Annotated in this window: 10 protein-coding genes; 8 read left to right on the forward strand and 2 right to left on the reverse strand. The window is 37.7% G+C overall.

Annotated features, from left to right (window positions below; all coding sequences use genetic code 11):
* Positions 1-17 precede the first annotated feature (17 nt).
* Positions 18-851 (forward strand): GNAT family N-acetyltransferase, encoded by an 834-nt coding sequence (locus tag M1D66_RS09660; protein ID WP_000615382.1) that lies wholly within the window; start codon positions 18-20, stop codon positions 849-851.
* Positions 852-886: 35 nt separating this feature from the next.
* On the opposite strand, the gene M1D66_RS09665 is transcribed toward M1D66_RS09660, so the two are convergent.
* Positions 887-1,636, reverse strand: a complete 750-nt coding sequence (locus M1D66_RS09665) for a (S)-benzoin forming benzil reductase (RefSeq protein WP_001271056.1) — start codon at positions 1,634-1,636, stop codon at positions 887-889.
* 116 nt (positions 1,637-1,752) lie between these two features.
* Here M1D66_RS09665 and M1D66_RS09670 point away from each other — a divergent pair, with 116 nt between their 5' ends.
* The gene (locus M1D66_RS09670) at positions 1,753-9,210 is read left to right on the forward strand and encodes a DUF7507 domain-containing protein (protein WP_242555236.1); all 7,458 of its coding nucleotides are present in this window, start codon (positions 1,753-1,755) and stop codon (positions 9,208-9,210) included.
* Between the two features lie 62 nt (positions 9,211-9,272).
* Here M1D66_RS09670 and M1D66_RS09675 read toward each other — a convergent pair whose 3' ends face one another.
* Positions 9,273-9,830 carry a CatB-related O-acetyltransferase gene (locus M1D66_RS09675; RefSeq protein ID WP_000966302.1) on the reverse strand — a complete coding sequence of 186 codons (558 nt, stop codon included), beginning with the start codon at positions 9,828-9,830 and terminating at the stop codon, positions 9,273-9,275.
* 110 nt (positions 9,831-9,940) lie between these two features.
* On the opposite strand from M1D66_RS09675, the gene M1D66_RS09680 reads away from it, so the two are divergent.
* The 6 genes from M1D66_RS09680 to cspB all read left to right on the forward strand — a co-directional run bounded on the left by M1D66_RS09680 (position 9,941) and on the right by cspB (position 13,469).
* On the forward strand, positions 9,941-10,282 hold the full coding sequence (locus M1D66_RS09680) for an ASCH domain-containing protein (RefSeq protein WP_001268346.1): 342 nt from the start codon (positions 9,941-9,943) through the stop codon (positions 10,280-10,282).
* Positions 10,279-10,674 (forward strand): NUDIX hydrolase, encoded by a 396-nt coding sequence (locus M1D66_RS09685; protein ID WP_086385078.1) that lies wholly within the window; start codon positions 10,279-10,281, stop codon positions 10,672-10,674. Before M1D66_RS09680 ends, M1D66_RS09685 begins: the two co-directional genes overlap by 4 nt.
* A gap of 86 nt (positions 10,675-10,760) precedes the next feature.
* Positions 10,761-11,381: an acetate uptake transporter gene (locus tag M1D66_RS09690; protein ID WP_000070938.1), complete on the forward strand. Its 621-nt coding sequence runs from the start codon at positions 10,761-10,763 to the stop codon at positions 11,379-11,381.
* 312 nt (positions 11,382-11,693) lie between these two features.
* The gene (locus M1D66_RS09695) at positions 11,694-12,137 is read left to right on the forward strand and encodes a flavodoxin (protein WP_001062752.1); all 444 of its coding nucleotides are present in this window, start codon (positions 11,694-11,696) and stop codon (positions 12,135-12,137) included.
* Positions 12,138-12,153: 16 nt separating this feature from the next.
* Complete coding sequence (locus M1D66_RS09700; protein WP_006922620.1) at positions 12,154-13,053, forward strand: WD40/YVTN/BNR-like repeat-containing protein; 900 nt, start codon at positions 12,154-12,156, stop codon at positions 13,051-13,053.
* Positions 13,054-13,268: 215 nt separating this feature from the next.
* The gene (cspB, locus tag M1D66_RS09705; protein ID WP_001179150.1) at positions 13,269-13,469 is read left to right on the forward strand and encodes a cold shock-like protein CspB; all 201 of its coding nucleotides are present in this window, start codon (positions 13,269-13,271) and stop codon (positions 13,467-13,469) included.
* Positions 13,470-13,588: the final 119 nt, after the last annotated feature.

Raw genomic sequence — 13,588 nt, forward strand, 5'->3', positions numbered from 1 at the left:
GAGAGAAGAGATTGTCGATGATTCAATTACATGTATATGAAGAGATTTTTCATTTTAAAGAAGATGTTACACCATTTCTAGAAAAGAATGAGCAGGAAAACAATCTCATATTAGGTGTATTACAAATGGTCCAACAACCAACATTTATGGGGATAGCGAAACAAGGAGAAGAAATTGCGGTTGTATTTCTGCAAACAGAAGAGAAGAAACAAATCATTGTTGCAACTTCTGAAATTGCGGGAGTAACTATTGAGGAACTTGCAAAAGAATTAACGAAAGTATATCCGGATATTCCTGGATTGATCGGTAATAAGAAAATTGTACAGAAATTAGCGGAAGAGATTGCAGTATTAGAAAATAAAAAAACGCATGTTGCAATGGAGCAAGGTGTGTATGAGTTGAACAGAGTAAAGAAGAAGTGTAATGCGAATGGACTTTTTCGAGCGGTAAATAATGATGAATTACCATTAATAGAACAGTGGATATATCAATTTTGTGAAGACGTAAAGCTTCCTACTACGAAAGAAGAAGCAAAACAAACTGCGTATACATTAATAACTACAAATCGACTGTTTGGTTTGGAAGTGGATGGGAAACTCGTTTCTGTAGCTGCAAAAACGAGACCAACTAAAAATAATATAACAGTTAATTTTGTATATACGCCGAAAGAAGCAAGGAAAAAGGGATACGCATCTAAGTGTGTAGCAGCACTTAGTCAACGTATGTTAGATGAAGGGTATAAGACGACTACGTTATATACTGATTTAGCGAATCCGATATCGAATAAAATTTATCAAGAAATTGGTTATGAGAAAATTGCGGAGTCTGTGCTTATATTTTTAGAGAAGTAAAACAAAAAGGTGTGCTATTTTAGCACACCTTTTTGTTATTCATCAATTCTAATAATCTCGCCTTGAGGGAAGTCCTCAGTTTCTAGTAAGTTACGAATAGCTTTCGCAACATATTCAGGTGATAATAGTTTTCCTTCTTCTTTTAATGCAATGAAGCGGTCCAAGTTTATGAAATCTTCTTTATTTGTTTCACGAATTTGTGATTGCATATTAGTATCAACAACGCCAGGTGCAAAAGCGACGATTTTTACTGGATATTCTTTTTCTGCTTCTTCAGTTGCTACGCACTGTGTAAACATATTTACACCAGCTTTCGTTGTACAATAAGCGCCCCAGCCAAAGTAAGGATTTTTTCCTGCACCAGATGAAATGTTAATAACGCGTTTATCTACTTTCCAGTCTTTCGTATGTTTCATAAATGTAGATGTAAGAATCATAGGTGCAAGTAAATTAATGTGAACGTTCGTAATGAATTGTTCGCTTTCAGCTTTTTCGATTGGCTTCATAGGTGCAACTGTACCCGCATTATTAATTAAATGAATAGAGGATACATTGTCTTTTTTAATAGATGAAATGATCTCTTTAAAGTTAGTTTCTAAGTTATGTACATCTTGAAGATCTAGGGAATGAAAAATGCAATTGCTGTTATATTGCTCTGCAAGTTTCGTAAGCTCTTTATTTTCTCTTCTAGAAATAGAGATGACAGTTGTATTTTTTTCTAATAATTGCGTAGCGATTGCCTCACCTAAACCTTGTGAAGTTCCTGTTATGATAACGTAGCGCATAGTTTTATAAACCCCTCTCATATGTGCGGAATTTTGTTGGACAACGTACATTGTATAGTTTGTCTACATTTTATAGTATAGAGCACTTTTTACTATAATTGAAATGAGATGATTGTGTGCCTTTTATAAATAGGTTTACGACAACAGTACCTGGTGCCGTCACGTTTACTGGGAATACGCTGGGACTTAGCCCTACATCACCTGCACCAGGTAATATTTTTGGTACACTTGCTGTGTTTACGACAGTAAATACAGCATTGCAAGTACCAGGGTTCCCAGCAGGGACAACAGATGAATGGCAATTGAATTCTTCAAGTGCAATTTTAAATCTTCCAGCGGGAAGCAGTGTATTATATGCAGAATTAGTTTGGGCTGGTACTTTCCGGACTGATACGGAAGATGTGTTACCATTTTTAAATGATAACATTACATTTACAACGCCAGCAGGGACGTTTTCTGTTACGCCAGATCCTGCTACCGCGCAGCAAGGTTCAGTAGGAAATCAGTTTTATTATGCTCGCTCTGCCAATGTAACGAATCTTGTTAGTGCAGGTGGGGCAGGCACATATACAACGGGTGCTGTGCCAGCTGCAAGAACTTCAGCCGACCCAACAATCAGTCGTTCAGCTGGATGGACGCTTGAGGTTGTGTATCAAAATGCAAGTTTACCACTTCGAAATTTGTCAGTATATGCAGGTCAAGAAATTATCGATGCTTCATCCCCGCCAGTTGATGCTACAATTTCAGGTTTTGCTACGCCGGCAACAGGAGCTGTTACAGGAAGAGTGCTCGTAACTGCTCAAGAAGGTGATTCTAACATTGTTGGAGATCAACTTCGCTTTGGGCCGAATGCAAATGCTACAGTTGCATTATTCGGACCGAGAAATCCTGCGAATAATTTCTTTCAGTCACAAATTTGTAATGACAGTGGAAATTTAGATACGAGCGGCACGTTTGGAGATTTGAATCAGCCGTTAGGGGTAGCTTTGGCCGTCCGAAGACAGGGGTGGGATATTACGAATGTAGATGCCTCCTCATCTTTAGTAAACAGTCAAACATCAGCAACGGTTCGATTTGTTACAAATGGAGATGGATACGCTGCAGCTGGTTTTGGTGTTCAAATTGATGCAACAGGTCCAATTATTAATCCTGTTAAATCAGTTAATAGAACAGTCGCGGGGGTAGGGGATACTCTCACTTATACAATTACGGTCCCAAATACAGGAACAGGAAGTGCAGAAAACGTTGTATTACGTGATAGTATTCCGAGCGGAACGACGTTTGTTGCAGGTAGTGTTACGGTAGGGGGAGTAACACAGCCGAATGCAAACCCTGCTAATGGAATTAATTTAGGCACAATCCCAAATAACACGCAAAGAATTGTTACATTTCAAGTTCGAATAACATCATTCCCGAATCCCAATCCTATTTTAAATCGTGCAATGGTGTCATATCAATTCCGTCCCTTCGTTGGTAGTCCTCCTATTACAAGTACGTCTTCTTCAAACACAGTACAAACGACAGTGAATCAAGCAACTATAAGTATGCAGAAATCTGTAGATTTACAGACGGCAACGCTTAATGATGTATTAACGTACACAGTTAATGTCACAAATAATGGAAACGTCACTGCGAACAATGTTATTTTTGTTGATAGTATCCCTGCTGGAACAACATTTGTCGCAAATAGCGTTACGGTAAATGGAGTAGCGCGTCCAGGAGCGAATCCAGCAAGTAGTATTAATCTTGGAAGTATTAATGCATCGCAAACGACTGTAGTGCGCTTTCAAGTTCGAGTAACATCGAACCCTCTTGTCAATCCAATTCCAAACCGTGCGAGTGTAACATTTACCTTTACTCCAGTGCCTGGTCAACAACCAGTTTCAGGGCAAGCGACAAGTAATACTGTAGTTACGACAATTAATATAGCTGATATAGCAACGAGAAAAACAGTGGATAAAGCTTTTGCAACGGTTAACGACGTTCTTACGTACACGGTAACAATTCAAAATACAGGAAATGTACTTGCAACGAACGTTATTTTTCAAGATCCGATCCCAATTGGAACGACATTTATCGTAAATAGTGTGACTGTGGATGGGGTTTCACAACCTGGGGTAAATCCAGCGACTGGGTTTACAGTAGCTAATATATCTCCTGGCGGAAGTAGGACTGTTACATTTCAAGTACGAGTAACATCTACACCATCGGGAGGTACGATTGCGAATCGCGGAAATGTATCTGCTAATTTCGTCGTTATTCCGAATCAGCCACCGATAACAATTAATAGACAAACGAATACAGTTGTGACACAAGTTAATACAGGCGGTTTAAATGTAATAAAAGAAGTAAATACAACGCAAGCGGCGGTAGGGGATACTTTAACGTACACAATTGCCGTCCAAAATACAGGGAACGTTCCGTTAACAAATGTATTTTTCCAAGACCCTATTTCTTCTGCTGTTTCATTTGTTGCAAATTCTGTAACAATTAATGGAGTACAGCAAAGTGGACTAAATCCGAATACAGGATTCTCTCTTCCGAATATTCCTGCGGCTCAAACGGTTGTAGTCACATTTGACGTAGTAATTGTACAGAATCCAGAAAATGAAGATATTTTAAATCAAGCAAATGTAACAGCAAGCTTTCAAGTGAATCCGAATGAACCACCAGTAACAATCAATGTACCGAGTAATGTTGTGAATACGACAGTACAATCAGGAAACTTTGAAGTTGTGAAAGCAGTCAATACGGATGTTGCAACGGTAGGAGATGTTTTAGTATATACAATCGAAGTTATAAATGCAGGTAGTGTACCAGCTGCAAATGTATTTTTCCAAGATTCAATTCCACAAGGGACATTATTTATTGAAAATAGTGTATTGGTTGATGGTGTTTTACAAGAGGGGGCAGATCCAGGACTAGGATTCCCATTAAATGATTTACCTACTGGCGCGAGTGTAATTATTTCATTTGAGGTATTAATTGATGAAATTCCACCAGGGAATAATGTTGTAAATAACGCGAATGTAACTGGAGATTTTCTTGTAAATCCAACAGAGCCACCAATTACTGTGACGGTTCCAAGTAATACTGTTATGACAGTTGTGAATTCCTCAGGGTTAAATGTAATGAAGAGTGTGAGCGCTACTGAAGCAGGTGTAGGAGATACACTAACATATACAGTTGCTATACAAAATAGTGGAACGGTAGTAGCGACAAATGTATCATTCCTTGATCCGATTCCAGCTGGAACCACTTTTGTAGCGAATAGTGTAACGATAAACGGGACACCTCAACCAGGTTTAAACCCGACAACTGGATTTCCACTTGCTAATATTCCAGTAGGAGGTATGGTGACGGTCACTTTTCAAGTGACAATCACGAGTGTACCACCAAATAGAGTTCTTCCGAATAATGCGAATGTCACTGCTGATTTCCAAGTAAGTCCTCTCCAGCCACCAATTACAATTGTAACGATTAGTAATATTGTTGTGACGCGAGTGAATGTAGGATCACTTAATGTAATGAAGAGTGTAAATACACCACAAGCCGGTGTAGGAGATACGTTAACGTATACGATTCTTATTCAAAATACAGGAACTGTTCCTGCAATGAATATTGTTTTTCAAGATCCAATTCCGTCTGGTACTGCCTTTGTAGCAAATAGTGTGACGATAAATGGAGTCGTACAGCAAGGCGCGGATCCTATGGCAGGATTCCCGGTACCAAATATTCCGGTCGGGCAAACGGCTACCATTACGTTTCAAGTTACAGTGACGGGTGTTCCGAGCGGTGGAAATATAAGAAACCAATCGAACGTTACTGCAAGTTTTCTTATAAATCCAGCAAACCCTCCAATAACGACTGTTACAAATAGTAATTTTGTAGTGACGCAAGTAAACACAGCACAGTTAAATATACAAAAATCTTCATCTGTACAACAAGCAGCACTTGGAGAAACTTACACGTATTCTGTTGTCATTCGAAATAACGGTACAGTAACAGCAACGAATGTCTCTTTCCTTGATCCAATTGCTTTAGAAACAACATTTGTAGCAAATAGTGTAACGATAAATGGAACGCCACAACCTGGATTTGACCCAAATGTTGGTTTCCCGCTTCCTAATATTGCAGCTGGAACAGCATTGACAGTAACGTTCCAAGTTACGGTAGTTGCACCGTCTACACGTGGAGCAGTATTAAATACAGCATCTGCTACAGCCACTTTCTTATTAAATCCTTTACAACCACCTGTAACAACAACGAATTCAAGTAATACAACGGTAGTTACAATACCGTTACCTCCTCCTGGTGAAGTAACAGCAACAAAAACAGTTGATGTTGCAACTGGGGCTGTTGGGGATGTATTAACGTATACCGTGCTCATTTCAAACGTAGGAATTATCCCTGTTACAGATGTGTTCTTCCAAGATGTCATACCAGAAGGAACGACGTTTGTTGACAATAGTGTAACGATAGGTGGAGTGCAGCAACTTGGTTTAAATCCAGAAATAGGATTTACAGTTACGCCATTATTAATCGCTGGTGGAAGTATTGAGGTCACATTCCAAGTGACGATTACAGAAATTCCAGATAATGAAGTCATATTAAATGATGCAGACGTTACATTTACTTCACAACCAAATCCGCAGGAACCACCGATTACGGAAACGATATTAACGAATTTAGTCGTTACGACAATTAATATAGCGTTTATTTTTCCAGTGAAAATAGTAGATAAGGAAGTAGCGACTGTAGGAGAAATATTAACGTATGATGTATTGATTTTTAATTTCGGAACAGTGCCAGCGACGAATGTTCAATTTATCGATACTACTTCCGCCGGTGTAGCATTCGTACCAGGAAGCGTGAGTATAAACGGGGTACCAGCACCAGGATTAGATCCTTTCATTGGTTTTACAGTTCCAGATATACCTGTAGATGATTTTGTACTCGTCACATATCAGGAAGTGGTTACGAGCATACCAGAAGGTGGAACGATTGTTAACTTTGTAGATGTTACAGCTACGTTTGCTGTAAGTGAAACAGAGCCGCCTATTACGGAAACGACGACAAGTAACACGACATTAACAGAAATAAATGAATCTGGTTTGAATGTTTTAAAATCAGTAAGTCAGCCGGTTGTTGCAGTAGGCGATACAATCACATATACAACAGTAGTTCAAAATACGGGAACAGTGATAGCGACGAATGTTCAATATAGTGATGTATTACCATCCTCTATAACATTCGTACCGAATAGTGTAACGATAAACGGTGCGTTACAGCCTGGATTAGACCCTAACACTGGCTTCTCACTTCCGGATATAATTCCAGGTGAAAGTGTAGAAGTCACATTCCAAGTAACAGTTGTTAGCGTTCCGTCAAACGGAACAATTGCCAATACGGCAAATGTTACCGGAAGCTTTATTTTAGTACCAGGAGAACCACCAGTTATAGTAAATCAGCCAAGTAATACAACACTCACAACTGTAAATAGAGGACGCTTTAATGTTATTAAACAAGTAAATAGAGCCGCTACTCTAGTTGGAGATGTATTGACGTATACAGTGCAAATAACGAATACAGGAACAGTAACAGCTAACAATGTTCAGTTTATTGATACGATTTCAACAGGTGCGTCATTTGTACCAAATAGTGTAACGATAAATGGAGCTCCGCAACCAAACTTAAATCCGATTACTGGATTTGGAGTTGGAGATATCCCAGTTGGTGAGACAGTTATAGTGACGTTTCAAGCGACAGTTACAAACATCCCGTCATCAGGAACAATTACGAACGTTGCAAATATAACAGGAAGCTTTACTTTAGTGCCAGGAGAGCCATCGGTTGTAGTAACAGAGCCGAGTAATACGACGATAACTAGAGTGAATAGAGGACGATTCAGCGTTATAAAATCTGTAAATAAAGAAGCGACACGATTAGGAGATACGTTAACGTATAGTGTGCAAGTTACAAATACGGGAACGGTAACAGCGACGAACGTTCAGTTTAGCGATGTTCCATCACCTAGTTTAGAATTCGTTCCTGGAAGTGTACAAATAAATGGGATTCCGCAAGTAGGTTTAGATCCATTTGTAGGCTTTGCATTGCCTAATCTTGCAGTAGGGGATAGCGTATTAATTACATTTGAAGTAAATGTAATCGCAGTTCCGCCTTCTAGTAGCATTATGAATACAGCAAGAGTAACGGGTGATTTTGAATTAATTCCAGGAGAACCTCCGTTTACAATTACGAATTCAAGTAATACGACAGTCACACCAGTAAATAGAGGCAGTTTAGATATGCAAAAAGAAGTAGATCATTCAATTGTTGGTGTAGGAGAAACAGTAAAGTATACGGTTCGAATATTAAATACTGGTACTGCTGATGCGATGAATATTCAATTTATCGATGTCCTATCTCAGGAAGCTGTTTTTGTACCAAATAGTGTAACTGTAAATGGAGTAGCTCGTCCGGGAGTAAATCCGCAGGTTGGATTTACGATTGTAGACATTCCAGTCGGTGAGACGGCGATTGTAACATATGAAGCTACGATTACAAGTTTTCCAGATGGTGGTACAGTAGTGAACGTTGCTGGGGCGTTAGCAGAATATATTTTAGTACCAGGGGAGCCGCCAGTTACAGTGATGGATACGAGCAATACCGTTATAGTGACGGTAAATACTGCAATCTTATTTGTTGCAAAAGGAGCAAACTTTGAAGTAGCAATGATAGGGGATGTTGTCACTTACGGAATCGCTGTTATAAATGATAGTACAGTTCCTGTGACCAACATTGTGTTAACAGATATCATTGATCCGAATACGCTATTTATAAATGGCACGGTAACGGTAAATGATGTATCTTTTCCATTCGCTAACCCGAATACTGGTATTCCGTTAGGTGATTTTCAGCCAAATGATGCAGCAATTATTAATTTCCAAGTTGTAATAATAGGAGGGCAAATAAATAATTTAGTTACAAATACTGCTACAGCGAATGGGCTTGCAACTGTAAATCCGAATGAGCCGCCATTAGTAGTTGAAGGTGATAGTAATACAGTTGTTATCCCGTTTATTCCTCAAAATGTCTCAACGACAGTCGTAAAAACGGCAAATTTACAGGCAGCAACAATTGGAGATGTTATTACGTTTACGACAGTTATTACAAATACGGGGGATACAGCAATACAAAATATTCGTTTTCAAGATATGTTAGATAGTAGTGTTCAATTTGTTCTTGGAACTGTAACGGTTGATAATACGCCAGTGCCAAATGTAAACCCAGTATCAGGATTTATTATAGGAAGTTTAAATCCTGGTGAAGCAAGGACAGTTTCGTTCCAAGTAGCAGTACAGAGCGCGCCAAATGGTTCAGGAAATTATATAAATCAAGCGAGTATTCGTTTTGAACATCAAGTAGGCACAGTGTTGCCACCTGTTACACAAATAGTAGAAAGTAACATAGTTGTCATTCCATTTGTTCCAACAATTGAACAAATTTGCGAAACGAATCTTAATTGCTTAGGGAAAATTCCTTTTCAATGTTCTCCGTGTGATCATTTGTAAATAAAGAAAAAATAAATGAAGAAAGAGCATCCTGTAAGAGAAGGATGCTCTTTCTTCATTAATCATGTAGATTCTTTTTCGGGCGAGGTGAAAAATTCGTCGATTTTGTCGGAAAGTAGTAATGGAATAGCTCCTTTTATAACAGAAATGTCCCAGTCCCACCATGCAAGATTCTCTAGTTTGTCAATTGTTTCTTGCGGGAAACGATATCGAATAAATTTTGCTGGATTACCAGCCACAATTGCATATGGAGGGACGTCTTTTGTAACAACACTTTTTGCACCAATAATGGCACCGTTACCAATTGTAACACCAGATAAAATGCAGGATTGATAACCAATCCATACATCATTGCCAACTACGATATCACCTTTTGAAGAAGGGTGACCAGTAATATGTGCTCCTTCATCAAAAAGTGCATTAAATGGATAAGTTGTTATCCAGTCTGCGCGATGTTCACCGCCAAGTATGAAAACGACTTCTTCTGCTAATGAACAAAACTTACCTATTTTCAATTTTGTTTCATCGTTCCAAGAAAAAATGGTTGGCCCTACTTTACTATAAGTATAATCACCAATATCATATTTATTATATTCAGGTTTTTGATTTAAATATAACATGCTTCTTCAGCCTCCTTTCTCAATTAAGTGATACGTATGGAATATTATATGCAAGATGTAGTAATGTGAACTGTATTAATAGGTGAAATGAATAAAAGGGAGTGGGATGTATGCGATACGAAATGGGTTTATATAATAAACCGTTTCAGTCAATTCAATCAGGGGAAAAAGTATATGAAGTACGCCTATACGATAAAAAACGTCAACTAATAAACAAAGGCGATGAAATCGTATTTACGAATCTTACGACAACAGAAATGATGACGGTAAAAGTAACGGAAATAAAGCGATACGAGAGCTTTAAAGCTATGTATGAACAAATCGATAAAAAATTATTGGATTGTGAAAATGATAGTTTAGAGGAGATGTTAGAAAGTACATACAAAATATATACGAAAGAACAAGAAAAAGAGTGGGGAACAGTTGCGATTCGTATTGAGGTAATAAAATGATAAGAAATCGCGGAGCCGCTATCATTGTACAGGAAGGAAAAATCGCTCTTATAAAACGTATTCGAGAAGAGGAAACATATTATGTTTTTCCTGGCGGAGGGATTGAGGAAGGTGAAACGCCTGAAGAGGCAACGAAAAGAGAGGTATACGAAGAATTAGGGGTACATATACAAGTGGAGCACCTTATTGCAAAGGTAAAATATAAAGGAAATGAATATTATTATGCTGCCTATATTACAGGCGGAGTGTTCGGAAGCGGAACAGCTGAGGAATTTCAGCTGGAAGGTAGGGGAAATTATATTCCGTTATGGCTACCGATAAACGAGTTGGAAAAAGTGAGTATAAAACCTTATGAAGTGGTCAGAAATATATTTAATCATTATAAAATATAACGTCTGACAACATACAAAAAAAACCATTGACATAGTCTTCTGATTTAAGTATTGTATTCGAGTATGTTTATAATCAGGAGGTTTATATGAGCAATCAAACTACTACACATCATGTGAAAATGACAACAGCGGATCCATCTGGAATTGGTCTATTTGGATTAGCGATGGTAACACTTGTAGCATCATCTCAAAAGTTAGGCTTAACAGATGGCGTTTCACTTGTATTACCGTGGGCAATTTTTTTAGGAGGATTTGCACAAATCTTTGCTTGCATTCATGATGCAAAGCATAACAATACATTCGGTACAACAGCATTCGGTGCGTACGGTCTATTTTGGCTAGGTGTTGGAATGACTTGGTTAATTCAACTTGGAGTATTTGGCGAAAAATTAGCACAAGCTGCAGATTCAAAACAGCTTGGTGTAGCCTTTATCGGATATTTGATTTTCACAATCTTTATGACAATTGGTGCAATGGAAACACATAAAGTATTATTTATGATTTTCGTCCTTATTGATTTCTTATTTATCGGTCTTTCATTAAGTACTTTAGGTGTTATGCCGCATGCAATGCATAATTTAGCAGCATATTCTGAACTTCTTATTTCGTTATTATCTTTCTACGGTTCAGCAGCAGCAGTGTTAAATACACACTTCGGAAAAGTTGTTTTACCAGTAGGAAAGCCTTTTGGTATTTTTAAAAAATAATAAAAAAGCACAGATGATTGTATAGTCATCTGTGCTTTTTTATTTATTCCGCTCTTTGTGGGCTGTCTGAAAAAGCCTGATTGGTGAGGACTCATTAAACTTTCACTTTATCCCGCTATTTGCCGGGCAGTAAGACCCCCCGCCTCAAAATTCAGCGGAAACAAAGAAGTTAGGTGGGAGATGAATACCCTCACTTTATTTGAAATAAGTAATGTGAAATGTAAATAAAAGTAGAAAAAATCAATTGAAATTGATTCTCATTATTAATATAATGAGAATGAGAATCATTTATCGTTAGAGGGGGATGCCAAAGTGGCAAAAATTTTAATAGCTTATGCAAGTATGTCAGGAAATACAGAGAGTATTGCTGATTTAATTAAAGTTAGTTTAGATGCTTTTGATCATGAAGTAGTATTGCAAGAAATGGAAGGCATGGATGCTGAAGAATTATTAGCTTATGATGGAATCATTTTAGGATCTTATACGTGGGGCGATGGTGAATTACCATTTGAAGCGGAAGATTTTCATGATGACTTAGAAAATATAGATTTAGCTGGGAAAAAGGTAGCGGTATTCGGATCGGGTGATACGGCGTATGAACTGTTTTGTGAAGCGGTAACGATATTTGAAGAACGTCTTGTGGAACGCGGTGCAGAGCTTGTACAAGAAGGGCTGAAAATTGAATTAGCTCCAGAAGATGAAGAGGATGTTGAAAAATGCAGTAATTTTGCAATTGCATTTGCTGAGAAGTTCTAAGAATGGGAGTGTCAACGTGGAGACAATGTTAAGTGCAACTGCTATTACAAAGTTAAGAGATGGAAAACTGTTGTTAGCTACTACATATAATGGCTTATTTGTTGAACAAGACGGAGAATGGAAACGAATTTTAAATGGTTTTCAAAAACGAATTAGGGATTTACATAGCGAAGATAATGTAGTTTATGGTGTAGGTGACGAAGGGATTTTTATTCGCAGTATGAATGGTGGAGAGAACTGGACAATTCAGCGTTTTCCAACAAAAGCAACGAGTTGGAATGTATGTAGCACTGTACAAGGAACTGTTGTTGCTCATGGAGAAAAAACGCTGTATCTTTCTCATAATTTCGGTTTGACATGGGAAACTATTCATCCGTTTCTTGAGTATGGCAGTGCGGCACCGTCTATTCGATCATTATTTTTATATAAACATTACTTATTTATTGGTACGAAAATACATGCTAAATATGGTGGTGTTTGGCTCTTTGATTTGAAGACACGTAAATTAAAGAGGATTAAAATTGCGATGAATCAAATGATCTCCGCGTTGACTTTACACAATTCTTATTTAGTAGCGGCAAGTGGATCGTGCAAGGGAGTTAGCGGGAATATTTCTTATTGTAAAATAGATGAAAGTATTGCAAGTGAAAAAATATATTGGCATACATGTCAAAGTGAGCAGAAAGCAAGTAGTTATTTAGACTTAAGTGTAGATCAACATGTTTTATATACAACTTCAACGCAAAATAAGGCGGGGATTAGTAGTGTGTGCCGTGTGCTTCTTGAAGAAGGTATTGTTACAGTATGTGATTCAGTTAAAGGGCACGGATGGCGCATTGTTAATCAAAAAGATGGTTATGTAGTAGCCGGATCAGGTGAATTAAAAGCAATGCAGTGGGAACAAAAAATAATTTAAGAAAAAAACTTTACTTTTATTATATTGATATGATATAGTATATTTAAACCATTTTACTTTTAATAATATAGAGATTTAAATGAGCTGTAACTTCCGAGGAGGATAGCAATGTTAAATCTCCTCAGGGGTTGCAGTTTTTTAATATCTGGCTTATTATTGTAAGGTGGTTGAAAATGAATATGTACATATAGGTACATTGTAGGAGGATTTTTTTCATGCAAAACGGTAAAGTAAAATGGTTTAACTCAGAAAAAGGTTTCGGTTTCATCGAAGTTGAAGGCGGAGAAGACGTATTCGTTCATTTCTCAGCTATCCAAGGCGAAGGCTTCAAAACTTTAGAAGAAGGTCAAGAAGTTACTTTCGAAGTAGAACAAGGTAACCGTGGACCTCAAGCTACTAACGTAAACAAGAAGTAATTTTTGAAAAAAGAAGGGCTCGCCCTTCTTTTTTTTTGCATTTTTATAGATGTCCTCCTACTTACATATCATAACAAGACTGAATTTTCATTCATTTATTCGGAGTATTTTTGTATAAA

The sequence above is a fragment of the Bacillus sp. PK6-16 genome, from assembly GCF_056530295.1.